Source organism: Pseudomonas sp. P135 (genome assembly GCF_020312125.1).
GTDB classification, from domain to species: Bacteria; Pseudomonadota; Gammaproteobacteria; order Pseudomonadales; family Pseudomonadaceae; genus Aquipseudomonas; species Aquipseudomonas fragariae.
In genome coordinates, this window is the sequence record NZ_JAGPYR010000002.1 from 314,390 (window position 1) to 338,921 (window position 24,532).

Sequence of the window (24,532 nt, forward strand, 5' to 3'; positions counted from 1 at the left end):
CCGGAAGACTATGGCGTGGTTATCGGCGGGCACGTCGATAAATTGAGCGGCGTGCGACAAGTGACTGGAGAGTCAGCCCTGTCGGGCCAGCATGGGGTAGGTGAACAGCCCGAAATGCACGAGGTTCAGGCCCAGGTGACTGATGACGGCGGCCTGCAGCCCGCCGAAACGAAATGCGAGGCCGTACCCCACGCCAGCCATGCCCGCCAATGCCACCCACTGCGGGCCGGCACCTGCGTGCGCAAGTCCGAACAGGCCGGCAGCGAGGGTGATTGATAATGCCGTCGCATACCTTGAGCCCTTGAACAGGCGCAGCAGGCCGCCTTGCAGATAAGCGCGGAAAAACAGCTCTTCGGTCAGGGTCACCAGCAACAGGTTGTTGAGCAGCCATATCAGGCCCTGGGCAGGCCATTTAGGTGTCCAGCCGACGACGTTTAACATGACCGCGGCAGTCATGCAGAACGCCGACGTCACAATCAGCGCCAGAACCCCGGTTTGCAGTGAATGGGCAACGTCGACTTTCGGCAGAATCCAGGGGCAGGCCACTATCAGCCAGAAGCCGATCAGCGGCTTGTCCAGACTCAGGTCCATGGAGAACAGCGCGGCATCGGCACTGAATCGCGTTGCTTCGATGACGTTGGCGTTATTGAAGCCGGGCGCCAGGTGAAAGGCCAGCGCCAGACCGGTCACGATGAACAATCCGTGGCCACACAGGCGGATGGAGGAATAAGAGGATCGAGCCACGCACAACCAGGCAATGAACAATGCGCCAAAGCTTAGCGCCGCCGAAGGGTCAAGGTTGCCGTGAAACAACGCCAGCGCGTAGCCGCTGCTCAGCAGGCAGAAAGTCAGCCAGTGCCTTGTGGTCATGAGTAAGTCCTGCCTTGAGAACGGGGAATTCTATCCGGCGTTCAGCAGGGCAGGGGCGAGATTATAGAAATTTTCATGCTGGGGCCTGACCCTGAAGCAGGGTGCAGGCCCCATTCAGAGGTGATCAGGACGCGATCAGCTGGCGCAGCACGTAATGCAGAATGCCGCCCGACTTGAAGTACTCCACTTCGTTAAGCGTATCGATGCGGCACAGCACGTCGACGGTTTCCCTGCTGCCGTCTTCGCGTTCGATATGCAGGGTCAGGCTCATGCCCGGCTGCACGTCTGCGTTGGTCAGCCCGGTGATCTTCAGCGTCTCCTTGCCGGTCAGGCCGAGGGTCTTGCGCGTCTGGCCGTTCTTGAACTGCAAGGGCAGCACACCCATGCCCACCAGGTTCGAGCGGTGAATGCGCTCGAAGCTTTCGGCGATGACCGCCTTGACGCCCAGCAGGTTGGTACCTTTTGCAGCCCAGTCACGGCTGGAACCCGTGCCGTATTCCAGACCGGCAATGATCACCAGTGGCGTGCGTTCTGTCTGATAACGCATGGCCGCGTCGTAGATCGCCAGCTTCTCGCCGGAGGGCACATGCACCGTGTTGCCACCTTCTTCGCCGCCGAGCATTTCGTTACGGATGCGGATATTGGCAAAGGTCCCGCGCATCATCACTTCATGGTTGCCACGGCGCGAGCCGTACGAGTTGAAGTCCTGATACTTGACGCCTTTCTCCTGAAGGTAGCGCCCGGCAGGGCTGTCGGCCTTGATATTACCGGCAGGGGAGATGTGGTCGGTAGTCACCGAGTCGCCCAGCAGGGCCAGGATGCGCGCGTTTTCCACGTCTTCGATAACCGGCAGCGGACCGTCGATGCCGTCGAAGAATGGCGGGTGCTGAATGTAGGTGGAATCGTCCTGCCAGACGTAGGTGGCAGCTTGCGGCACCTCGATGGCTTGCCATTGTTCGTCGCCGGCAAACACTTCGGCGTATTCCTTGTGGAACATGCCGGTGTTGACGCTGGCCACGGCGTCGGCGATTTCCTGCTGACTCGGCCAGATATCACGCAGGTAAACCGGCTTGCCGTCAGCACCTTCGCCCAGCGGTTCGCTGCTGATGTCGATGCGCACCGAGCCTGCGAGTGCATAGGCAACTACCAGGGGGGGCGATGCCAGCCAGTTGGTCTTGACCAGCGGATGGACGCGGCCCTCGAAGTTACGGTTGCCCGACAGCACGGACGCAACGGTCAGGTCGGACTGCTGAATGGCTTTCTCGATAGGCTCCAGCAGCGGACCGGAGTTACCGATGCAGGTGGTGCAGCCGTAACCGACCAGATCGAAGCCCAGGGCGTCGAGGTATTGGGTCAGACCTGCTGCGTTGTAATAATCGGTCACCACCTTGGAACCGGGAGCCAGCGAGCTTTTCACCCACGGCTTGCGCTTCAGGCCTTTCTCGACGGCTTTTTTCGCGACCAGCCCGGCTGCCATCATGACGCTGGGGTTGGAGGTGTTGGTGCAGGACGTGATCGCCGCGATCACCACGGCGCCGTCTTTCAGATGATAGGTCTGGCCGTTGTATTCATATTGGCTTTCGCCACTGACCTGGGCCTCGTTGCCAACCGCGACACCGCCGCCGCCTTCACTCTCCAGGCGACCTTCATCGACCTTGGCAGGCTTGACCTGCAGACCGAGAAAATCGCTGAAGGCCTTGGACACATTTGGCAGTGCTACACGATCCTGAGGGCGCTTGGGGCCAGCAAGGCTGGCTTCGACCGTACTCATGTCCAGTTCCAGGCTGTCGGTGAACACCGGTTCCTGGCCTGCCAGGCGCCACAGCCCCTGAGCCTTGCAATACGCTTCGACCAGCTTGACGGTTTCGTCGGGGCGACCTGACAGACGCAGGTAGTCCAGCGTTACATCATCGACCGGGAAGAAACCACAGGTCGCGCCATACTCGGGCGCCATGTTGGCAATGGTCGCGCGGTCGGCCAACGGCAAGTCAGCCAGGCCGTCGCCGTAGAACTCGACAAACTTGCCGACCACCCCTTTCTTGCGCAGCATCTGGGTGACGGTGAGCACCAGGTCGGTGGCGGTGATGCCTTCCTTCAGTTTGCCGGTCAGCCGGAAACCGATGACTTCCGGGATCAGCATCGACACCGGCTGGCCGAGCATCGCCGCTTCGGCTTCGATACCGCCCACGCCCCAGCCCAGCACGCCCAGGCCATTGATCATCGTGGTATGCGAGTCGGTACCGACCAGCGTGTCGGGGAACGCGTAGGTGCGGCCATCCTCTTCCTTGGTCCATACCGTGCGCCCCAGGTATTCGAGGTTCACCTGATGGCAAATGCCGGTGCCGGGCGGCACCACGCTGAAATTATCGAAAGCACTCTGGCCCCAGCGCAGGAACGCGTAGCGCTCACCGTTACGCTGCATCTCGATATCGACGTTCTCGCCGAAGGCTTCGGCGTTGCCAAACTTGTCGACCATCACCGAGTGGTCAATCACCAGGTCCACCGGGGAAAGGGGATTGATCCGCTGCGGATCGCCGCCGGCCTTGGCTACGGCTGCGCGCATTGCGGCCAGATCGACCACCGCCGGTACACCGGTGAAGTCCTGCATCAGGACGCGCGCAGGGCGGTATTGAATTTCCCGGTCTGAACGACGCTCGGTCAGCCAGTCGGCGAGGGCCTTGAGGTCGTTGCCGGTTACCGTCTTGTTGTCTTCCCAGCGCAGCAGGTTTTCCAGCAGCACCTTGAGTGACATGGGCAGCTTGTCCAGATCGCCCAGCGATCGGGCGGCTTCCGGCAGGCTGAAGTAGTGGTAGGTCTTGTTATCGATTTCGAGGGTTTTCAGGCTTTTCAGGCTATCGAGGGAGGGCATGAATGTCTCCTTTGAGGAATGTTCTCCGAACATCGGTTCACGGGCTCCATGTGCATCAGGTCGGGAGCGCCGCATCAGGCTTCAAGTTGTGTGGACTGTTCGGCCGCACCAGTGGTTCCTGGATTGGGCTATCATGCGCGGCTTTCAAGTCTGCGGGGTTACGCCCGAGTGCCCACTGCCCAGGAGTAACCCATGAATACACTGTTTATGCACTGCCGACCCGGTTTTGAGGGCGAAGTCTGCTCGGAAATAGCCGATCACGCCGCGCGCCTGGACGTGGCCGGGTATGCCAAGGCCCGTCCCGACACGGCTTGCGCCGAATTCATCTGCACCGAGGCGGATGGCGCCGAACGGTTGATGAACGGTCAGCGCTTCGACAAGCTGATATTTCCCCGGCAGTGGGCGCGGGGGCTGTTTCTCGAGTTGCCGGAAACCGATCGCATCAGCGTGATTCTCGCGCAGCTGGCGGCGTTCCCGATTTGCGGCAGTCTGTGGCTGGAGGTCGTGGATACCAACGACGGCAAGGAGCTGTCGAATTTCTGCAAGAAGTTCGAGGCGCCGCTGCGCAAGGCCCTGACTCAGGCAGGCAAACTGGTGGATGATCCGCGCAAGCCGCGTCTGCTGCTGACCTTCAAGAGTGGTCGCGAGGTGTTTCTCGGTCTGGCCGATGCGGACAACTCCGCCATGTGGCCGATGGGCATCCCGCGCCTCAAGTTTCCCCGCGAAGCGCCAAGCCGCTCGACCCTGAAGCTTGAAGAGGCCTGGCACCACTTCATTCCCAGAGACCAGTGGGACGAGCGCCTTTCCGGCGACATGACCAGCGTGGACCTGGGTGCCGCGCCGGGCGGCTGGACGTATCAACTGGTGCGCCGCGGCATGCTGGTGACCGCCATCGATAACGGGCCGATGGCGGAAAGCCTGATGGACACCGGGCTGGTGCAGCATCTGATGGCGGACGGTTTTACCTACAAGCCTCGACAGCCTGTGGACTGGATGGTCTGCGACATCGTCGAAAAGCCTGCGCGCAACGCGGCGCTGCTGGAAACCTGGCTGGGCGAAGGCCTGTGCCGCGAAGCGGTGGTCAACCTCAAGTTGCCTATGAAACAGCGCTACGCTGAAGTGCGCCGACTGCTCGACCGTATCGAAGAGGGCTTTCAGGCGCGAGGGGTGCGGGTGTCCATCGGCTGCAAACAGCTCTACCACGACCGCGAAGAAGTCACCTGCCACCTGCGCAGGCTGGACGTGGCCAAAGCGGCGAGAAAGTGATTCCTTACTCTCGTTTCGCACGCTCCAGTGACTATCGTGCCAATGCTCCGTGCAGGCATGGAGTTCTTGGTGCTCCGCGTCACAAATCGTCGATGCGAAACAATGTTATGCCTTACACGCAGTCGCGGCTACCGCAGTGCTTTTCAACCGCGATGGCACTGACGACGCAGAGTGCGACGTTAGTGACGGCTGAGTCCTGGCGCTGATCCGGGGGTAGCCTGGCAGGACGCCAGGCTAGCCGCACCGCGCCATGGATGGCGCGTTGCGGCGACCCCCGGATCAGTGACAGGGCGAAGGAACCCGACGAAGTCGGGCCGGAAACAGAAGCGAAGGACTTTGCTCACTTTGGTCCCTCAAAGTGAGTCGCCGAGGGGCGAAAAGGTGACCTGAGTCGAACCTCAATCCACCTGATATCGCAGAACCGCTGTGTGACGCGGAGCGTCACGAAAGGCATTACCACGCGGAGCGTGGGAACGATAGTCACAATCGGCAAGAATCAGTGCGTAGCACAAACGCCACTCAGGCAAACCCTACAATAGCCTTGGTCTCCAGATACTCTTCGAACCCCTGCACACCGTACTCGCGACCGTTGCCCGAGCGCTTGTAGCCGCCAAACGGGGCCATCGGATTCCAGGCTGGGTAGTTCAGGTGCACCTGCCCGGCACGAATGCGCGAAGCCACTGCGCGCGCCTGCTCGAGGTCCTGCCCCTGTACATGCGCGCCCAGGCCATAGACCGTATCGTTGGCAATTGCGATGGCCTCCTCGACCGTGTCGTAGGCAATCAGACACAGCACCGGGCCGAAAATTTCTTCCCGGGCAATACGCATCGACGAGTCCACTTCGGAAAACACCGTAGGCCGGGTATAGAAGCCTCGCTCATGGCCCTGTACGCGTCCCGGCCCGCCGCAGATCAGCTTCGCGCCTTCACTCAGCCCGGCATCGATCATCGCCTGGACACGCTGAAACTGCGCCTCGTTGGCGATCGGACCGAGTACCGTTTCCTCCAGTTGCGGATCACCCACAACAATTGCTGCGGCCGTTTCGGCAGCCAGCGCTTCGACTTCTGCCAGTCGGTTCCTGGGCACGATCATTCGCGTCGGTGCGCTGCACGACTGACCCACATTGCGGAACGCGGCCATCACGCCGGGCGGCACGGCTTTGGCGAAGTCGGCGTCGGGCAGCAGGATATTCGGCGATTTGCCGCCCAGTTCCTGAGTCACTCGTTTGACCGTCGGCGCGGCGGCCTGCGCCACCAATGCGCCTGCCCGGTTGGAGCCGGTGATCGAGATCATGTCGATATCAGGGTGGGCCGCCATCGCACCACCGACCTCGGGGCCGCTGCCATTGACCAGGTTGAACACCCCCGGCGGCAGACCGGCGTCATGCACCAGTTGCGCGAACAGCAGGGCGCTCAGGGGCGACAGTTCGCTGGGCTTGAGCACCACCGTGCAGCCGGCCGCGATGGCCGGGGCGACCTTGGCGGTGATTTGATACAGCGGCCAGTTCCACGGCGTGATCAGCCCGCACACACCGATGGGCTCGCGGTCGATCGCCGTGCTGCCTTCGACGGTGTGGAAGCGGTAAGTCGCCAGCAGGTCACGTGCGACACGCACGTGTTCTGCGGCCAGCGGCACCTGCATGGCCCGCGCCGAACTGATGGATGCGCCCATCTCCAGCGAGATCGCCTGCGCCAGTTGTTCCTTGCGCTCGATAATCAGCTCGTGGATCCGGCCGATTACCTGGGCCCGGGCGTGTGGCAAGGTGCCGGACCAGCCGGCAAAGGCTGCCCGCGCTGCTGCGACCGCACGGTCGACATCGTCGGCCGAGCCACTGGCGACATGCGCCACCACTTCTTCGGTCGCTGGGTTGATCACCGCGATACTGACCGGGTCGAGCGGGGCGGACCAACGACCATCGATATACAGTTTCAGCGCGGTGTCCGGATCAACGTGATGGCTGTTCAAGGACTGTGAGGTCATCCAGCGGGCTCCCTGGAGCGATAATGGTCAAGGCCGGGCCGTTTGCTGTCGGGCCGTTCGATACCCATAAGCTAACAAAGCAGTCTGGATAAAAAGCGCCGATCTGCCGGGTTGCAAAGAATAATCTGCTGTATGCAACCCGCTAACATGGCGGACCTGTTTCGGCCGTTTATCCGCGCTGTTTTCAGCCGATCGCCTGAGTCACCAGCGCGAATTGCTGCACATCCGGGTTCGCGGCAGGCGGCGTCCCGAGCACCATGCGCGGTGCCCTGTCGACACACGGCAGACTCAGGCTTTCAAGCCACGCCGCCAGCCCGCAGTCGGCCAGAATGTCGAAGCGCACGAACAGGCCGGGTATCTGTTGCAGCAGGTGTTCAATCAATCGTTGTGCCTGATTTACATCACCGGCAACCACCGGGCCGATGATATGACCGCGGCCGAAGCGACGCAGCAGGGCGATGCCTTGCAACTGGCCTGCGTGTTCAATGCCGACCGCCTGTTCTGCATCGTGCAACAGATCAGTCAACACGGCAGTGCGATCCAGGCCGCTGCCCGCGTTGGCCAGGCGGATCAGTTCTGCGTGGTCGGTCGCGCCCAGCGTACGTATCGGCAGGTCGTCTTTCGCTGGCGCCAGACCTGACAGGTCGGCAACGCCCTGATGCTGCTGGATGCGTGCGAAGTCAACGAAGCCCAGGCTCTGGTAAAGCGGCGCGCCCAGTTCTGTGGCGTTGAGGATCGGCGTGCGCGGTGCTGTCGCGTCGAGACACAGCTTCATCAAGCGGCGACCGATACCTTTGCCCTGATGATCATCGCGGACGATCACCAGCCCGATCGAGGACCAGTCGCCCTGATGGCAGGTAAATGCCACACCAACCAGCTGGCCATCATGCTCGGCGACAAAACCCTCGGAAGTACGTTGCACCATTGCCCAGTCCTGTTCGCGGTGTGGCCACTTGAGGCTCACTGAAAGGGCATGGGCTGCCGGGATATCCGCCGCAGTCACCGGGCGATACTGGTAGTGAGCGTCTGGGGTTGCAGGCATGGCGCCTCCGTTGCGATGAGGTGGGTGAGTGGTTGGGCTCATACCAGCTTTCCGGTGCTCATCAGGCTGGACATGAGCGGCATTTCGATGGCGGTCGGATCGGTGAAGCGGCGAATATCGAACGGGCTGATCAACGTGCGCGTGCTGCCGGTGCTGATCAGCTCGGCCATGACGTCACCGACGCCGGGGCCAAGCTGAAAACCGTGGCCGCAAAAGCCAAACGCATAGAACAGGCCGTCGACCTTGCCGCTGCGGCCCATGATCGGCAGCGAGTCCGGTGTGTAACTCTCGATGCCGCTCCAGACGCGGATGATGTTCAGCTTTTCTGCGCCCGGTAGCAGGCGTTTCATCTGTTTCATCTGGTTGATCAGGCTCTCCGGCTTGAAGTAGGCGCGGCGGTTGAGCATGTCCGGCTTATTGCGATTGCCACCCCCGATGATGATGTTGCCGCGCGGGATCTGCCGGAAATAGATCACTTCTTCCTTGATCCTGGTAAACACCCCGATCACCGTCGGCAGCGCGTAAGGCACCGGTTCTGTCACCGACATCTGCGGTCCGTTGGGCTCAAGAGGGACAGACTCGCCGAACTGCTCGGCGAGCCTGGCGCCCCAGGCACCGGCAGTGATGAGCAACTGTTCGGCGACGAATAGCTGTCCATCGGCGGTGGTGACCTGAAACTCGCCGCCCACCTTTTGCACCTCGGTCACTTCAGTGCGTTCTTCGATTCTTGCACCTGCACGAATCGCCGCACGGGCGAACGCGGGGGCTGCCAGCCTTGGGTTGGCGTGCCCGTCATGGGGCGCATAGGAACCGCCTTTGACTTGTGCACCGAGAAACGGAAAACGGTCGTGCAGCGCCTTGCCGGAAAGGATCTGCAAGTCCAGCTCGCGGGCTTCCGGGGCGGCGGCATAGGCTTCCAGTTCGGCGATTTCGTCTTCGCGATAGCAAACGCGCATGTGCCCGCTGGGAATGAATTCCAGGTCTTCGCCGATCAGCTCCGGCAGGCGCTTCCACAGTGCCCAGGAGCGATTGGACAGTTCCAGTTGGCCGAGAAACCGTCCCTGACGGCGCACGTTGCCGAAATTCACGCCGCTGGCATATTGGCCGATCTGGTCGCGCTCCAGCAGGGTGACCGAACGGCCGTGCTGGCGCAGAAAAAACGCGGAGGATGCGCCCATGAAGCCGCCGCCGATAATCAGGACATCGCTTTTTTGTGGGGTCATGAGGGGCTCCCGGTCATGTTGATTGGCTACAACGCGCCAGGGCTTCGATCTCGATCAGGTAACCGTGGTGCAATTCCGGGACCGGCACCACCGCGCGCGCAGGGCGATGCTCGCCCAGATAGCCCGCGTAGAGGCGGTCGAAGGCAGGCCAGTGCTGGACGCCTGCGATGTAAATGGTCACTTTAAGCAGGTCATCCGTGCTGCATCCCGCTGCGCCAAGGATGGCCAGCAGATTGTCCAGCGCCACGGCGGCCTGGACCTCGAACGGCTCGCCGACGCTGTGACTGCCATCGGCGCGCACCGGCAGTTGTCCGGAAACATGCAGCGTGCCTTGATGCAGCATCGCCTGCGAATAATGCCCGCCGGGTGCTGCAGCCCCGGGCGTACTGATCGGTTTCATCTCACCAGCCATGCAGACGACTCCAGGTATGGATTGCGCCTTCGCTGTCGCAGGCGTGGTAGTCGGGGAATTGCGCGCCGGTGGCACAGGCGTGATTGGGCAGAATGCGCAGCCGGCTACCGATGGGAAAACGCTCGCTGATGTCGGTCTCGCTGCCCGCAGCAAGCGTGATGATGCCGTGCTCCTGATTGGCACCGGTGACCCGTGCACCGTCGATCCACTCGCCAGTTTCGTTGCACACCTGGCCATAGCCGAAATCCTCACGCTGGCGCTGAGTGCCACGGTCGCGACTCATGGCCATCCAGCCTGCGTCAACGATGATCCAGCCCTTGTCCTGCTGATGGCCGATGACCGTGGTCAACACGCTCAGGGCCAGCTCATCTGCCCGGCATACGCCAATGTTGTGCATCACCAGATCGAAGAACACATACACCCCGGCGCGAACTTCGGTCACGCCGTGCAGGCTCTGCGCCGACAGTGCCGTCGGGGTCGAACCGATGCTGACGTCCGCACAGGGCAGCCCTGCCTGGCGAATCCGCTCGGCGGCGCTGACGCACAGCCTGCGTTCCTGTTCGGCGAGCGCTTGCAGGGCTGCGGGGGTGTCGAGGTCATAACTGGACCCGGCATGGGTCATTACCCCACGCAGTTGCATGCCGCCGTTGACCAGCGTGCTCGCGACCTCGACCAGCGAGGGGTCTTCGACGGTCAGCCCGGAGCGATGACCGTCGCAATCGATTTCAATCCACACGTCGAAACGTTCGTCATGCGCCTGGCCGAAAACCGCAATCGCCCGGGCCGCCGCTACGCTATCGGTCAGGATGCTCAGGCGGCAGCCCTTGCGCCGCAGTCTGAGTGCCTGCTCCAGCTTGCCGGGTGCAATGGCGACGGCATAGAACACGTCGTCGATGCCTTCGGCAAAGCAGTGCTCGGCCTCCTTTAATGTCGACACCGTGACGCCGCTGGCGCCCGCTGCAATCTGCGCCTGAATGACCGGCAGGCATTTGCTGGTCTTGACGTGTGGGCGCAAGCGCACGCCCAGTTCATTCATGCGTTGTTGCATGCGCTGGATATTGTGCTGCATGCGCGACACGTCGAGCAGCGCGACAGGCGTATCGAGAGAAGACAGGGAGGCTGACATGGAAAGCGCTCGTGTGACTAGGTACGGCAGCCACTCTACGCAGCGATGATGAAGCTGTGGTTCAATGTGTGATCATCAATCCTTAAGCTGAAGTGAATGATCGCCATCGAAGACCTGCGTCTGGCCGTGACCCTGTCGCGCTGCGAATCGCTCAGTGCTGCCGCCAGAATCCTCAATGTTTCGCCGCCCGCATTGTCGATGCGCTTGCGCAAACTGGAGACGCAACTGGGCATCACCCTGGCCAGTCGCGACGCCAGACGCCTGAGTCTGACCGCTGATGGCGAGCGTTTCGCCCGCGAAAGCGCACAGTTGCTGGAGCAACTGGAGGCACTCCCGGAGTCCTTCAGGCAGCGAGATGAACGACTGGTGGGCACGCTGCGCCTGGCAGCGCCGTTCGGTTATGGACGCCAGCGCATTGCGCCGCTGCTGGCGCGCTTCGCCAGGCTGCACCCGCAGTTGTGCCTGCAACTGGACCTGCGCGAAACACCCTGGCCGGACCGTCATGACAGCGATGCGGTGATACACATCGGCAGCCTCAATGACAGCCAGTGGATCGCCATGCCGTTGGCACAGAATCATCGCTGGTTGTGCGCCAGCCCGGCGTATATCGAGCAGCATGGTGTGCCCTCGACGCCCGAGCAGCTGGCCGGCCATCGCTGCATCTGCATTCGCGAAAACGATGAAGACGTCACCCTCTGGCACCTGAGCAAGGGCCAGACGAAAAAGACCCTGCGCATCGAGCCCGCGCTGCTCAGTAACGACGGCTCGGTCGCCCGGCGCTGGGCCGAGCAGGGGCTGGGCATCGTGTTGCGCTCGCAGTGGGACGTCAGCGACGCCATTGCCAGTGGCAGGCTGGTGCGGGTGCTTGCCGATTGGCAGCTGGCCAGTGCGCCGATCAACCTGCTGGTGCCTGTACGCAAGCATCGCAGCGCACGGGTACAGGCGTTGACCGAGTTTCTCGAGACAGCCCTGAAAGCCTGATTCGGCACAGTACCGGCACGCTGTTGGTCGCTGGGTTGAACACCTTAATTGACGCTCACGGCAACGCGCGGGTATAAACCGCGTCTTGTGTTTTTGTCGGATTTTTCTCCATGAGCTTCAGCCCCCTGATTCGCCAGTTGATCGATGCCTTCCGCGTGCTGCCGGGCGTCGGTCAGAAAACCGCTCAGCGCATGGCGTTGCAGTTGCTGGAGCGCGACCGCAGCGGCGGTTCGCGGCTGGCGCAGGCACTGGGGCAGGCGATGGACGGCGTGGGTCACTGCCGCTCGTGCCGCACGCTGACCGAAGAGGAGCTCTGCCCGCAATGCGCAGACCCGCGGCGTGATGACACGCTGCTGTGTGTAGTCGAAGGCCCGACGGATGTCTATGCGGTGGAGCAGACTGGCTACCGCGGTCGTTACTTCGTGCTCAAGGGCCATCTGTCGCCACTCGACGGCCTGGGACCGGAGGCCATCGGCATTCCGCAATTGATGGAGCGCATCAGCCAGCAGGGCACCTTCACCGAGGTGATCCTCGCCACCAATCCGACGGTGGAAGGTGAGGCGACGGCGCATTACATCGCCCAACTGCTCCACGACAAGGGCCTGGTCGCGTCGCGCATTGCTCACGGCGTTCCGTTGGGTGGCGAGCTGGACCTGGTCGACGGTGGCACGCTGGCGCATTCGTTTGCAGGGCGCAAGCCGATTGCAATGTGATGCCGGCCAGCGCCTCGGCTGTCAGTAGCGCGGCGTGATATCGCGTTCGACAGGCGGCGCGTCCGGGTCCTGACCTGCTGGAAATTTGCCTTTCAGGTGCCAGGCGAACGCGATGATTTCGGCAATCGTGCGGTACAGCGGCTCTGGAATACTGTCGCCTAGCTCCATGCGTGCCAACAGCTTGACCAGTTCGGCGTTCTCATAGATCGGCACTTCGTATTCGCGGGCGATGGCCAGGATGGCCTCGGCCAACTGGTCGTCGCCCTTGGCGCTGAGCGTCGGGGCGTGCTGGCCGTCATAGCTGAGGGCGATAGCCTGGCGCGGAGTGTGATCGGGTAGGCTCATCAGGCGTTCTCATCAATCCAGCGTTGTTCGAGCGCGGTGCGCGGACCGCTCGGCGGTGCGCCGTGGCTGCAGGCCAGTTCGCCCACCTCCAGACCGCAGGCTATCAGCCGTTCGCGCAAGTACCCCAGTTCATGTTCAATCAATGCCGCGCTGTCGGGGCGCTCGGCCCATAGCTGGCTGGACAGTGTGCCGCGCAATAGTTGCGCATGCACCTGCAAGGGGCCCAACGGCTCGAGGTCGAACGCCAGGTCGACTTTCCAGAGCTTTTCCCGGGTGTCCTTGATCTCGATACCATCACGGTCTTCGGCCGCTTCCTGATCCGGCTTGTCTTCACGCTGCACCTTGACCTGCAAGGGCACAATGTCGTGGGCGTTGCGCATCGGCACTTCCAGCTGCCAGGTGGTCACCTGGGTGCCGTCGGCGTTGCTACGCGTCTGTTCCAGCCCGCCCAGTTGATGGCTTTGCAGGCGTGAGACAGCAGCCGCCGCGAGCTTGAGGAGGATTTCCAGATCATCCTCCTTCTCGCCACCGCCGACCGTGCGCGATGGCAACGGAAAAATGCTGGGCTGAGTGCGTGCCGCAACCAGGCCCAGGGTACCCAGCGCATTGCGGATTGCATTGGGCATCGTGCGCGCCAGGGTATTGGAGGCCGCCGCTGCGCCGTAAGACATGTTGTCCGGCAGGCCGGGAAGGATCTGGGCGATCAGGCGCATCAGGTTGGCCTTCATGTCCGGCATTTGCGCCGGGTTCAAGCCGGCCAGCAGCCTGGCTTCCAGAAAAGCGCCGCTGGCGTTGAACGCCTGGGCCACGCCTTTGGGCGTGGTCATCTGCTCGACGTCGGGCAGGTCGGCGAGCAACTGGTTGATACTGGCCTGCAGCGGTGCGCTGATGGGCGAGTTATTACTGGTCGGGCTGCCGGACTGCAGGTTTTGCAGGGCGTTGATCAGGGTGTCCAGCGAGCCTTGGCGATTTTGCTGTGCGGACAGTTGCTGCGCCAAGGCCAGTTGGTCGAAGCGACCGGGCAGGGCCACGAAGTTGAGTGCCTGATTGCCTTGTACCTGAGCGCTCAAGAGGCTGCCGACCGTCAGCGGCTGCGGGCTCTCGATGGTCAGACTGGAACCCGCCAGCGCCGTGTTGAGCAGCATCACGATGGAGCGGTAGGTGGGCGTCGCAGCGGCCGGGTTCTGGCCGGCCAGTTGATTGACCGCCTGAGCGATCACCTGGCTGGTCATGACTTTGCCCTGCAGCAGCGTGCCGACCGGTAATTGTCGGGTATCTATGCTGGTCATCGAGTTTTTCAGCGCGCTGTTGAGTTGCTGCAGCGTCAAGGTCAGCTCGTTGGCCGACGCCTGCGACACTTGCAGCAGGCTGCCGGGCGTGAACGGGACGCTGCTGGTGACCGGTAAATTGGTCAGGCTGCCGTTGGCGAGCACCAGCCGCAACAGCAGTTGGAAGTTCTGGTTGACCTGCTTGAGGGTCAGCACTTCGGCGTTGGCGGTTTCGCCTTCGGGGATCAGATTTTCCGCCGATTGCAGCATGGTCAGCACTTGCGCGGGGGAGATGCCGGCGCGCAACAGTGTCAGGGTGGCGTTTGTTGCCGGAACGCTGGTGATGTCGCCTGTCATTGAACTATCGACCCGAGGAAATTGCCCCTTTGATAACAGGACTCGCATGTATAATACCGGCCAAAACCGGACCAGCCGCCATTAACTTCTCTTCATGTAACGGCCGTATCAACCCCGACTTGAACCGCGTTTTACTCCGTATGTGTCTGTTTTGGCACATTTCGCGACGCAAAACACTGGAAACGCCCGATGATCCCAGTCACCCCATTTTTGCAAGCGACGGCTCTGGCGTGTGAGCGGGACGGGCGGATGCTGTTCGAAAACCTCGATCTTCACCTGCACACAGGCGACATGCTGCAGATCAGCGGTCCCAACGGCTGCGGCAAGACCAGCCTGCTGCGCCTGCTGTGCGGGCTGATGCAGCCAACGGCCGGGCAAATCCTGCTCGACGCGCAGCCACTGGGCCGGCAGCCCGCCGCACCGGGCCGCAAACCGTTGTGGATCGGTCATGCGCCAGCGATCAAGGATGTGCTGACGCCACTGGAAAACCTGTCCTGGCTCAGTGCACTTCACCAGCCGGACGGTGCCGATGCCGATACCATTGCCACCGCGCTCGATGCGGTCGGGCTGGCAGGTTTCGAGGATGTGCCCTGTCACACCTTGTCGGCCGGGCAGCAGCGTCGCGTCGCGCTGGCACGTCTGTATCTACCGGGCCCGCCACTCTGGCTGCTCGACGAGCCGTTTACCGCGCTCGACCGCCAAGGCATCGAGCAACTGGAAAACCACCTCGCCCGGCACTGTGAACACGGCGGTATGATTGTCATGACCACTCACCACAGCCTGAACCGCCTGCCTGCGGGCTATCGGGACCTCGACCTGGGGCAATGGTCAGCATGAGCAATGTGTTTGTCCTGCTGATGCTTCGTGAGGTGCGGCTGCTGGCGAGGCGTCCGGCAGAGCTGACCAACCCGCTGGTGTTCTTTGCGATCGTGGTCGCCCTGTTCCCGCTGGCGCTGGGACCGCAGACGCAATTGTTGCAAACCTTGTCGCCGGGGCTGGTCTGGGTGGCGGCACTGCTGGCCGTGCTGCTGTCGCTGGACGGGCTGTTGCGCAGTGATTTCGAGGATGGCTCGCTGGAGCAGTGGGTCCTTTCGCCGCACCCGCTGGCCCTTCTGGTGCTGATCAAAGTGCTGGCACACTGGGTTTTTTCCGGGCTGGCACTGGTACTGTTGTCACCTTTGCTGGCATTGATGCTCGGGCTGCCGGTGCAGTGCCTGCCGGTGTTGATGGTTTCGCTGCTGCTGGGCACCCCGGTGCTCAGCCTGCTGGGCGCATTGGGTGCAGCGTTGACCGTGGGTTTGAAGCGTGGCGGCCTGCTGCTGGCATTGTTGATTCTGCCGCTGTACATCCCGGTACTGATTCTGGGCAGCGGTGCATTGCAAGCCGCGCTGCAGGGCATGCCGGCGACTGGCTATCTGCTGTGGCTGGCCAGCCTGGCGGCGCTGGCGATCACCCTGACACCCTTTGCGATAGCCGCTGGCCTGAAAATCAGCATCGGCGAATAATTGAGGTCCGGGATCGAGACTTCGATGCCGGTCAACACCCTGGATGTACCCTGATGAAAAGCAACGCCATGAAAAGCAGCATCGGTTGGGCCTGGCTGCACACGCTCGGCTCGCCGAAAGGGTTTTATCGCGTCAGCGCACGCCTGCAGCCCTGGATGAGTGTTGTCGCTGTGCTGTTGCTGGTCATCGGCATGGTCTGGGGCCTGGCGTTCGCGCCGCCGGATTACCAGCAGGGCAATAGCTTCCGGATCATTTATATCCACGTACCTGCCGCGATGCTCGCCCAGTCCTGTTACGTGATGCTGGCCGTGTGCGGGCTGGTCGGGCTGGTCTGGAGAATCAAGCTGGCCGATGTCGCGCTGCACTGCGCTGCACCCATCGGCGCGTGGATGACCGCGCTGGCGCTGGCGACCGGCGCGATCTGGGGCAAGCCCACCTGGGGGGCATGGTGGGTCTGGGACGCGCGACTGACCTCGATGCTGATTCTGCTGTTCCTGTATTTCGGCCTGATCGCGCTGGGCAATGCCATCAGTAACCGCGACAGCGCCGCCAAGGCCTGCGCGGTGCTGGCGATCGTCGGCGTGGTGAACATTCCGATCATCAAGTATTCGGTCGAGTGGTGGAACACCCTGCATCAGGGGTCGACGTTCAGCCTCACGGAGAAACCCGCCATGCCGGCTGAAATGTGGTTGCCGCTGCTGTTCACCACGCTGGGCTTCTACTGCTTGTTCGGCGTGCTGTTGATGATGCGCATGCGTCTTGAAGTGTTGCGTCGCGAAGCGCGTACCCAGTGGGTCAAGGCCGAGATTCTGCGCAGCCTGGGGCACACAGCAGCGCAGTCGGAGAACACGCTTTGAGTTTTGCATCGTTCAGCGATTTTCTTGCCATGGGCCGCCACGGGGTATTTGTCTGGTCGGCCTACGGCCTGTGCCTTGTGGTGCTGCTGATCAACGTGGCGCTGCCGCTATGGGCGCGGCAGCGCTTTCTGAAACAGCAGGCGCGTCGCCTGAAGCGGGGGAATCGCCCGTGAACCCGCTACGCAAAAAACGCTTGTTGATCATTGTCGCGCTGCTGGCCGGTGTTGGTCTGGCCGTGACCCTGGCTCTCAGCGCCTTGCAGGAAAACATCAACCTGTTCTACACCCCCAGCCAGATCGCCAATGGCGAGGCACCACTGGATACCCGCATTCGGGCCGGCGGCATGGTCGAAAAGGGCTCATTGCAGCGCTCGGCCGATTCGCTGGACGTGCGTTTTGTGGTCACCGATTTCAACAAGTCGGTAACCATCACCTATCGAGGCATTCTTCCCGATCTGTTTCGCGAAGGGCAGGGCATCGTGGCGCTGGGCAAACTCAATGCACAGGGCGTAGTGGTGGCCGACGAGGTACTGGCCAAGCATGACGAGAAGTACATGCCCCCCGAGGTCACCAAGGCCCTGCGTGACAGCGGTCGGGCGGCACCGGCTGCGTCTCCCACACCCGTCAAACAGGGTTGATCGATGATTCCCGAACTCGGCCATCTGGCCATGATTATGGCACTCGGCTTTGCGCTGGTGCAGGCCATCATTCCGCTGATCGGCGCGTGGCGCGGTGACCGCTTGTGGATGAGCCTGGCCCGTCCGGCAGCCTGGGGCCAGTTCAGCTTTCTGATCTTCGCCTTCGGTTGCCTGACCTACGCGTTCATGGTCGACGACTTCTCTGTCGCCTACGTTGCACAGAACTCCAACACCGCGCTGCCCTGGTACTACAAGTTCAGCGCCGTGTGGGGCGCGCATGAAGGTTCGTTGCTGCTTTGGGCATTGATTCTCGGTGGCTGGACCTTCGCCGTGTCGGTGTTTTCCCGGCAACTGCCGCAGGTGATGCTGGCGCGGGTCCTCGCCGTGATGGGCATGATCAGCCTGGGTTTCCTGTCGTTTCTGATCCTCACCTCAAATCCGTTCGCGCGTCTGTTGCCGCAGATGCCCGCGAATGGACGTGATCTGAACCCGTTGTTGCAGGATATTGGCCTTATCGTGCATCCGCCGATGCTGTACATGGGCTATGTCGGCTTCTCCGTGGCGTTTGCATTCGCCATCGCCGCCTTGCTCGGCGGTCGACTCGACGCTGCCTGGGCGCGCTGGTCCAGGCCGTGGACGCTGGTGGCCTGGGCCTTTCTCGGCATCGGCATCAGCCTGGGCTCATGGTGGGCGTATTACGAGCTGGGCTGGGGCGGCTGGTGGTTCTGGGACCCGGTGGAAAACGCCTCGTTCATGCCTTGGCTGGTCGGCACTGCGCTGATTCACTCGCTGGCGGTCACGGAAAAACGTGGCGTGTTCAAGAGCTGGACGGTATTGCTGGCCATTGCTGCGTTTTCACTGAGCCTGCTGGGCACGTTCCTGGTCCGTTCCGGGGTGCTGACCTCCGTGCACGCCTTTGCCTCGGACCCGGCGCGCGGCGTGTTCATCCTGATGTTCCTGCTGGTCGTGGTGGGTGGCTCGCTGACCCTGTTCGCGATTCGCGCACCGGTGGTCAAAAGCCAGGTCGGATTCGGCCTGTGGTCGCGGGAAACCCTGCTGCTGGGCAATAACCTGTTGCTGGTGGTTGCCGCGTCCATGATTCTGCTGGGCACCCTTTATCCGCTGGTGATCGATGCCATGAGCGGCGCCAAGATGTCGGTCGGGCCGCCGTACTTCAATACACTGTTCGTGCCATTGATGGGCTTGCTGCTGGTGGTGATGGCGGTCGGCGTACTGGTGCGCTGGAAGGACACGCCGCTGAAATGGCTGCTCGGCATGCTGGCCCCGGTACTGATTGGCAGCGTTGTTCTGGCGGTGCTTGCCGGTCTGCTGCTGGGCGATTTCCAGTGGGCGGTGCTGGCGACCCTGATGCTCGCCGCCTGGGTGCTGCTGGCCGGGGTTCGCGACCTGCTCGACAAGACTCGCCACAAGGGGCTGCTCAGCGGCGCACGCAGTCTGACCCGCAGCTACTGGGGCATGCAGCTGGCGCACCTTGGCATTGTCGTGTGCGCGCTGGGTGTGGTGCTGTCGAGCCAGAACAGCGCCGAGCGCGATTTGCGTATGGCCCCCGGCGAGTCCACCGAACTGGGTGGGTATACCTTTGTCTTCGAGGGCGCCCGGCATTATGAAGGGCCGAACTTCACCTCGGATCGGGGCACCGTTCGCGTGCTGCGCAACGACGTTCAACTGACCGAACTGCACCCGGAGAAGCGCTTCTACACCGTGCAGCAGTCGATGATGACCGAAGCGGGCATTGATGCCGGTTTCAGCCGTGACCTGTATGTCGCCCTGGGTGAACCGCTGGGCGATGGCGCGTGGGCCGTTCGGGTTCATGTCAAACCGTTTGTGCGCTGGATCTGGCTTGGCGGCCTGCTGACCGGTCTGGGCGGGGTGCTGGCGGCGCTGGACCGGCGTTATCGCACCCGGGTGAAGAACAAGGTGCGCGAGGCGTTGGGTATGTCGGGAGCTGCACAATGAAACGTTGGGTCATGGTACTGCCACTGGTGCTGTTTCTGGGCGTCGCGGCGTTCTTGTATCGCGGTTTGTATCTGGACCCCGCCGAGCTGCCCTCGGCACTGATCGGCAAGCCTTTTCCGGCATTTTCGCTACCGGCGGTGCAGGGCGAGCGGATGTTGAGCCGTGCCGATCTGCTCGGCAAACCTGCGCTAATCAACGTTTGGGGCACCTGGTGCGTGGCCTGCCGGGTGGAGCATCCGGTGCTCACCCGGCTGGCGCAGCAGGGCGTGCTGATCTATGGCGTGAATTACAAGGACGTCAACGCCGACGCGCTGAAATGGCTCAAGGAATTTCATGATCCGTATCAGTTGAATATTCGTGATCAGGACGGCTCTCTGGGGCTCAATCTGGGGGTGTACGGTGCGCCGGAAACCTTCCTGATCGACGCTCAAGGCATCATTCGTTACAAACACGTCGGGGTCATCGACGACGCAGTTTGGCGCGAAAAGCTTGCCGCGCGCTATCAGCAACTGGTTGATGAGGCACGGCCATGAAGCGCCGTCTGCTGATCGTCCTGCTCAGCGTGCTGTGCTCAGGCATTGCTCACGCGGCCATCGACGCTTATGCCTTTCGCGACGACGCCGAGCGCGCGCGCTACAGCGAACTGACCAGAGAACTGCGTTGCCCGAAATGCCAGAACCAGGACATCGCCGACTCCAATGCGCCGATTGCCGCTGATTTGCGCAAGGAAATCTACCGCATGCTGGGCGAAGGGCAGAGCAACCAGCAGATCATCGATTTCATGGTCGATCGCTATGGTGATTTCGTTCGCTACAAGCCGAGCCTCAATGCGCGTACCTGGTTGCTGTGGTTCGGGCCCGCCGCTCTGCTGGTCGGCGGGCTGGCGGTGATCGGCTTTATCGTCAGCCGACGCCGCAAGGCGCAATCCGCACAGCCCGATGAGCTTTCCGAAGATGAAAGGCAGCGTCTTGCCACCTTGCTGGATGAGCACCGCCCATGATCGATTTCTGGATGGCAACCGGGCTGTTGCTGCTGGTTGCGCTGAGCTTCTTGCTGATTCCGCTGCTGCGCGGCCATCGCGCGCAACGGGAAGAAGACCGCACGGCTCTGAACGTGGCGTTGTATCAGGAGCGACTGAACGAATTGCAGGTTCAGCAGGAGCAGGGCGTGTTGTCGGTGGTGCAACTGCAGGCTGCACGTGCCGAAGCAGCGCGCGAGCTGCTTGCCGACACCGAAGGTGCGGAGCCCGACCGGACTTCGCGCCTGGGCAAGCCCTTGCTGCTGCTTGCTGCGCTGCTGGTCCCGGTGTTGGGGCTGGCGGGCTATCTCCAGCTGGGGGCCAGCGACCGGGTTGAACTGAGTCGCGAATTCGCTCGTCCACCGACCTCGCTGGCAGACATGACCCAGCGTCTGGAGCGCAGCGTGCAGGCTCAACCGGACTCAGCCGAAAACCTGTATTTTCTGGCGCGCAGCTACATGGCGCAGAACCGCCCGGGTGATGCCGCGCAGATGTTCGAGCGTTCGGTAGCGCTGGCCGGACGGCAGCCCGAGTTGCTCGGGCAATGGGCTCAGGCGCTGTATTTCGCCAGCGACAAGCACTTCACACCCCAGGTGCAGGCGCTGACCGACGAAGCGCTGCAGGCTGACCCCAGGGAAGTCACCAGCCTTGGTCTGCTGGGGATTGCCGCGTTCGAAACACAGCGCTATCAGGCGGCGGTGGATTACTGGACCCGGTTGCTCGCAGCACTGCCCGCAGATGACGCATCGCGTTCGGCACTGGAAGGCGGCATTGCCCGCGCCAGAGATAACCTCGCCAAACGCGCGGCAGACGCGGCGCCGGCAGTTAAGGCGAAGTCGATAAAAATTCATGTCGAGCTGGCTGCGGCACTTCAAGGCAAGGTAAGGCCGAACGACAGCGTGTTCATCTTCGCCCGCGCCATCAATGGCCCGGCGGCGCCTTTGGCGGTCAAACGCATTACCGTGGCGGACTTGCCTGCCGAGGTGGAACTGAGCGATGCCGACGCAATGATGCCGCAACTGAACCTGTCGAACTTTGCGCAAGTCCAACTGGTTGCGCGAGTGTCTCGCGCAGGGCAGCCAACCACCGGTGAGTGGATCGGCCGCAGTCAGCCACTGGCCAGTGATTCCGGGGTTCAGCAGGCGTTGACCATTGACAGTCCGGATAACTAGAGAATTCGCTTATGTACCGTACCGCACGCATCACCTTGTTGGGTCTGGTCGTTGGCCTGAGTGCCTGTGCTGTCCAGCATCCGGCACCGCCACATAGCCAGGAGCCGATCCTCAACCTGCCGGGTGGCCAGCAGCCCGGCGCGCCGCGTCCGAGTAGCGCGCCTTCGGAGCCTGCCAAGGCGCCTGCCGCAGCGCCGAAATCCTCGGCCAGCTTCGCGCCGCCACCGGGCGGCGGTAGCCACTGGGACCCGCGCCTGGGCGTGTACGTGATGGACGATCAGCCCAATACCTTCTATCGCCAGCGCACCTACTATCAGTGGAATGACGGCTGGAGCTGGGCAACCAGCCCCAACGGTCCGTGGCAGGCGACTGATGTCAGTGGCGTGCCGGCAGGGCTGGGCAAACAGTTCAGTAAATGATTCAGGCTTGAATAAAAACGGCGACCTTGCAGGTCGCCGTTTTGCATTGCCTGAGCGGCTTATTTGCCCGGATAGATCTGGTCGAACACACCGCCGTCGATGAAGTGGGTCTTCTGCACTGTGCGCCAGTCACCGAAGGTTTTCTCCACCGAGAGGAAGTCCACTTTCGGGAAGCGATCCGTATACTTGGCCAGCACCTGCGGGTCACGCGGGCGCAGGTAGTTTTTGGCCGCGATTTCCTGGCCTTCCGGTGACCACAGGTATTTCAGGTATTCCTCAGCCAGGGGGCGGGATCCTTTCCTGTCCACGACCTTGTCGACCTCACTGACCGGTGGCTCGGCTTCTGCCGACACGGACGGGTAGACCACTTCGAACTGGTCGCGACCGAATTCACGGGCGATCATTTCCGCTTCGTTCTCGAAGGTGACCAGCACGTCGCCGATCTGGTTGGTCATGAACGTAGTGGTCGCACCACGGCCGCCGGTATCAAGCACTGGCACATGGCTGAACAGATCACCGACGAATTTCTTCGCCGCCGCTTCATCGCCGCCTTTTTTCAGGGTGTAGCCCCAGGCCGACAGGTAGGTGTAGCGGCCGTTGCCCGAGGTTTTCGGGTTGGGCACGATGACTTCGACGCCATCCTTGATCAGGTCCGGCCAGTCTTTGATCGCCTTCGGGTTGCCTTTGCGCACGATGAACACCGTGGCCGAGGTGAAGGGCGCGCTGTTGTTTGGCAGGCGGCTGACCCAGTCTTCCGGCACCAGCTTGCCATTGTCGGCCAGGGCGTTGATGTCAGTGGCCATGTTCATGGTGATCACGTCAGCCGGCAGCCCGTCGATGACCGAACGCGCTTGCTTGCTCGACCCGCCGAAGGACATCTGCACGGTCACCTCTTCATTCTTCTCGGCTTTCCAGTGCTTCTGGAAGGCGCTGTTGTAGTCCTTGTAGAAATCACGCATCACGTCATAGGAGACGTTGAGCAGCGGCGGAGCTGCCTGGGCAGCGTTGGCAAAAGCCAGGCCGGCGGCCAGTAGCGAGGCGGCGAAGAGTTTAATCACTGCAAGGTCCTTGAGATGAAGCGTCATGTGACAAGCCTGATGGCGTAATGCCGCGACACTATCAGCATCGTGCCTGCGGTTTAAAGACCGAAAAGATCTTTGCTTATGCCTTGTGCTCTGTTTTTGTAAACAATTGATTGCCGCAGCGTGAGCAGAACGCCGCGCCATGCTCGTGAAGGTTTTTCGAGCACACCGGACAATCGTGTTTCAGCTGCTCGCCGCGCATGGCGTTGGCCAGCTCGGCGGTGAATATCCCGGTGGGCACGGCGATGATCGAGTAACCGGTGATCATCACCAGCGAGGAGAGCATCTGGCCGAGCGGGGTCTTGGGCACTATATCGCCAAAGCCCACCGTCGTCAGGGTCACGATGGCCCAGTAAATGCCCTTGGGAATGCTGGTGAAACCATGCTCCGGACCTTCGATCACATACATCAGTGTGCCGAACACCGTGACCAGCGTAGACACCGTGACCAGAAACACGATGATCTTCTGCTTGCTGCCACGCAGCGCCGCCAGCAGGTAATTGGCCTGGCGCAGGTAGGTGCCGAGCTTGAGCACCCTGAAGATCCGCAGCATACGGATGATCCGCACGATCAGCAGGTATTGCGCATCGCTGTAATAGATCGACAGCACGCCCGGCACGATCGCCAGCAGGTCCACCAACCCGTAGAAACTGAAGGCGTACTTCAGCGGCCGTGGCGAGCAATAGAGGCGCAGCATGTATTCGATGGCAAACATCAGCGTGAAGCCCCATTCGATCCACGCGAAAAGCATCGCGTAATCACGATGAATACTCTCGATGCTGTCGATGATAGTGACCAGCAGACTGAGCAGAATCGCGACCAGCACCGCCTTGTCAAACATCCGCCCAGCAGGCGTATTGGCCTCGAAAATAACAATATGCAGCCGCTCGCGGCGGCTGAGAGAGCTGTCCATGGTGCTTCCCGAATCAAAGATCGGGTGAGCCTAGGAGCATTGGGTGGTTGAGTGCAAGCACACAAGACCTGCGTGAGCGAGCCGGACGACGCTTCGCCTGCTCGCGAAAAGGTCGTTATAGCCCGCGTAAAGGTGACCTGAGTCGAGCCCCCAATCCACCTGACAACGAAAAACCACCGTGTGACGCAGAGCGTCACGAACTGCATTCCAACGCGGAGCGTTGGAACGATAGTCAAGCTGGAGCGTGGGGACGAGATTCAAAATCGCAGTCACTGCCACCGAAATGCTTTTCGAACACGATGGCACTGACAACGCAGAATGCGACGTTAGTGACGGCTGAGTCCTGGCTCTGATCCGGGGGTAGCCTGGCAGGACGCCAGGCTAGCCGCACCGGGCCATGGAGGGCCCGTTGCGGCGACCCCCGGATCAGTGACAGGGCGAAGGAACCCGACGAAGTCGGGCCGGAAACCGGAGCGAGGGGGGTTGCCTACTTTGGCCCC

The 24,532-nt window shown here is 62.0% G+C and carries 24 protein-coding genes; 13 read left to right on the forward strand and 11 right to left on the reverse strand.

What is annotated here, in order from left to right; genetic code table 11:
* Positions 1-72 precede the first annotated feature (72 nt).
* A complete protein-coding gene (locus tag KBY08_RS03930; protein WP_004408145.1) occupies positions 73-870 on the reverse strand; it encodes a CPBP family intramembrane glutamic endopeptidase in 798 nt (265 codons plus the stop codon).
* Between the two features lie 124 nt (positions 871-994).
* Positions 995-3,739 carry an aconitate hydratase AcnA gene (gene acnA, locus KBY08_RS03935; RefSeq protein WP_024652082.1) on the reverse strand — a complete coding sequence of 915 codons (2,745 nt, stop codon included), beginning with the start codon at positions 3,737-3,739 and terminating at the stop codon, positions 995-997.
* A 192-nt stretch (positions 3,740-3,931) separates the two neighbouring features.
* Between acnA and rlmM the strand changes: the two genes are divergently transcribed.
* Positions 3,932-5,005 (forward strand): 23S rRNA (cytidine(2498)-2'-O)-methyltransferase RlmM, encoded by a 1,074-nt coding sequence (gene rlmM / locus KBY08_RS03940; RefSeq protein WP_011268413.1) that lies wholly within the window; start codon positions 3,932-3,934, stop codon positions 5,003-5,005.
* A 519-nt stretch (positions 5,006-5,524) separates the two neighbouring features.
* On the opposite strand, the gene KBY08_RS03945 is transcribed toward rlmM, so the two are convergent.
* The 5 genes from KBY08_RS03945 to KBY08_RS03965 all read right to left on the reverse strand — a co-directional run bounded on the left by KBY08_RS03945 (position 5,525) and on the right by KBY08_RS03965 (position 10,788).
* Positions 5,525-6,985 (reverse strand): aldehyde dehydrogenase family protein, encoded by a 1,461-nt coding sequence (locus KBY08_RS03945; RefSeq protein ID WP_111522248.1) that lies wholly within the window; start codon positions 6,983-6,985, stop codon positions 5,525-5,527.
* 184 nt (positions 6,986-7,169) lie between these two features.
* Positions 7,170-8,027, reverse strand: coding sequence for a GNAT family N-acetyltransferase (locus tag KBY08_RS03950; protein WP_024641647.1), 858 nt, complete (start codon positions 8,025-8,027; stop codon positions 7,170-7,172).
* A gap of 38 nt (positions 8,028-8,065) precedes the next feature.
* Positions 8,066-9,250, reverse strand: a complete 1,185-nt coding sequence (locus tag KBY08_RS03955) for an NAD(P)/FAD-dependent oxidoreductase (RefSeq protein ID WP_058823352.1) — start codon at positions 9,248-9,250, stop codon at positions 8,066-8,068.
* 13 nt (positions 9,251-9,263) lie between these two features.
* Entirely contained in the window at positions 9,264-9,662 is a 399-nt protein-coding gene (locus KBY08_RS03960; protein WP_011268409.1) for a RidA family protein, read from the reverse strand.
* The gene (locus KBY08_RS03965; protein ID WP_011268408.1) at positions 9,652-10,788 is read right to left on the reverse strand and encodes a DSD1 family PLP-dependent enzyme; all 1,137 of its coding nucleotides are present in this window, start codon (positions 10,786-10,788) and stop codon (positions 9,652-9,654) included. The genes KBY08_RS03960 and KBY08_RS03965 overlap by 11 nt, the downstream gene beginning before the upstream one ends.
* A gap of 96 nt (positions 10,789-10,884) precedes the next feature.
* On the opposite strand from KBY08_RS03965, the gene KBY08_RS03970 reads away from it, so the two are divergent.
* Both KBY08_RS03970 and recR read left to right on the forward strand, forming a co-directional pair.
* Entirely contained in the window at positions 10,885-11,769 is an 885-nt protein-coding gene (locus tag KBY08_RS03970) for a LysR family transcriptional regulator (RefSeq protein ID WP_004408163.1), read from the forward strand.
* 110 nt (positions 11,770-11,879) lie between these two features.
* Positions 11,880-12,482: a recombination mediator RecR gene (gene recR / locus KBY08_RS03975; protein ID WP_004408165.1), complete on the forward strand. Its 603-nt coding sequence runs from the start codon at positions 11,880-11,882 to the stop codon at positions 12,480-12,482.
* A 21-nt stretch (positions 12,483-12,503) separates the two neighbouring features.
* Here recR and KBY08_RS03980 read toward each other — a convergent pair whose 3' ends face one another.
* Positions 12,504-12,827 carry an EscU/YscU/HrcU family type III secretion system export apparatus switch protein gene (locus tag KBY08_RS03980; RefSeq protein ID WP_003370273.1) on the reverse strand — a complete coding sequence of 108 codons (324 nt, stop codon included), beginning with the start codon at positions 12,825-12,827 and terminating at the stop codon, positions 12,504-12,506.
* Positions 12,827-14,452 carry a flagellar hook-length control protein FliK gene (locus KBY08_RS03985; protein WP_111522249.1) on the reverse strand — a complete coding sequence of 542 codons (1,626 nt, stop codon included), beginning with the start codon at positions 14,450-14,452 and terminating at the stop codon, positions 12,827-12,829. Before KBY08_RS03985 ends, KBY08_RS03980 begins: the two co-directional genes overlap by 1 nt.
* A gap of 189 nt (positions 14,453-14,641) precedes the next feature.
* Between KBY08_RS03985 and ccmA the strand changes: the two genes are divergently transcribed.
* Genes ccmA through KBY08_RS04035 form a run of 10 tightly spaced genes read left to right on the forward strand, consistent with a single transcriptional unit; the run spans position 14,642 to position 22,037 of the window.
* A complete protein-coding gene (gene ccmA, locus KBY08_RS03990; protein ID WP_060400328.1) occupies positions 14,642-15,289 on the forward strand; it encodes a cytochrome c biogenesis heme-transporting ATPase CcmA in 648 nt (215 codons plus the stop codon).
* Positions 15,286-15,957: a heme exporter protein CcmB gene (gene ccmB, locus KBY08_RS03995; protein WP_011268405.1), complete on the forward strand. Its 672-nt coding sequence runs from the start codon at positions 15,286-15,288 to the stop codon at positions 15,955-15,957. Before ccmA ends, ccmB begins: the two co-directional genes overlap by 4 nt.
* 53 nt (positions 15,958-16,010) lie before the next feature.
* Positions 16,011-16,814, forward strand: a complete 804-nt coding sequence (locus KBY08_RS04000) for a heme ABC transporter permease (protein WP_111522250.1) — start codon at positions 16,011-16,013, stop codon at positions 16,812-16,814.
* Positions 16,811-16,987, forward strand: coding sequence for a heme exporter protein CcmD (gene ccmD, locus KBY08_RS04005; protein ID WP_011268404.1), 177 nt, complete (start codon positions 16,811-16,813; stop codon positions 16,985-16,987). The genes KBY08_RS04000 and ccmD overlap by 4 nt, the downstream gene beginning before the upstream one ends.
* Positions 16,984-17,451 (forward strand): cytochrome c maturation protein CcmE, encoded by a 468-nt coding sequence (gene ccmE, locus KBY08_RS04010; protein WP_011268403.1) that lies wholly within the window; start codon positions 16,984-16,986, stop codon positions 17,449-17,451. The genes ccmD and ccmE overlap by 4 nt, the downstream gene beginning before the upstream one ends.
* Positions 17,452-17,454: 3 nt before the next feature.
* The gene (locus KBY08_RS04015) at positions 17,455-19,428 is read left to right on the forward strand and encodes a heme lyase CcmF/NrfE family subunit (RefSeq protein ID WP_096126909.1); all 1,974 of its coding nucleotides are present in this window, start codon (positions 17,455-17,457) and stop codon (positions 19,426-19,428) included.
* Complete coding sequence (locus tag KBY08_RS04020) at positions 19,425-19,961, forward strand: DsbE family thiol:disulfide interchange protein (RefSeq protein WP_058399243.1); 537 nt, start codon at positions 19,425-19,427, stop codon at positions 19,959-19,961. The genes KBY08_RS04015 and KBY08_RS04020 overlap by 4 nt, the downstream gene beginning before the upstream one ends.
* The gene (locus KBY08_RS04025) at positions 19,958-20,428 is read left to right on the forward strand and encodes a cytochrome c-type biogenesis protein (RefSeq protein WP_225651082.1); all 471 of its coding nucleotides are present in this window, start codon (positions 19,958-19,960) and stop codon (positions 20,426-20,428) included. The genes KBY08_RS04020 and KBY08_RS04025 overlap by 4 nt, the downstream gene beginning before the upstream one ends.
* Positions 20,425-21,618: a c-type cytochrome biogenesis protein CcmI gene (gene ccmI / locus KBY08_RS04030; protein WP_225651083.1), complete on the forward strand. Its 1,194-nt coding sequence runs from the start codon at positions 20,425-20,427 to the stop codon at positions 21,616-21,618. Before KBY08_RS04025 ends, ccmI begins: the two co-directional genes overlap by 4 nt.
* Positions 21,619-21,629: 11 nt before the next feature.
* A complete protein-coding gene (locus tag KBY08_RS04035) occupies positions 21,630-22,037 on the forward strand; it encodes a hypothetical protein (protein ID WP_004408187.1) in 408 nt (135 codons plus the stop codon).
* Between the two features lie 59 nt (positions 22,038-22,096).
* On the opposite strand, the gene KBY08_RS04040 is transcribed toward KBY08_RS04035, so the two are convergent.
* Both KBY08_RS04040 and KBY08_RS04045 read right to left on the reverse strand, forming a co-directional pair.
* Positions 22,097-23,122: a sulfate ABC transporter substrate-binding protein gene (locus tag KBY08_RS04040; protein WP_004408188.1), complete on the reverse strand. Its 1,026-nt coding sequence runs from the start codon at positions 23,120-23,122 to the stop codon at positions 22,097-22,099.
* Between the two features lie 76 nt (positions 23,123-23,198).
* Positions 23,199-24,032 carry an ion transporter gene (locus tag KBY08_RS04045; protein WP_004408189.1) on the reverse strand — a complete coding sequence of 278 codons (834 nt, stop codon included), beginning with the start codon at positions 24,030-24,032 and terminating at the stop codon, positions 23,199-23,201.
* Positions 24,033-24,532: the final 500 nt, after the last annotated feature.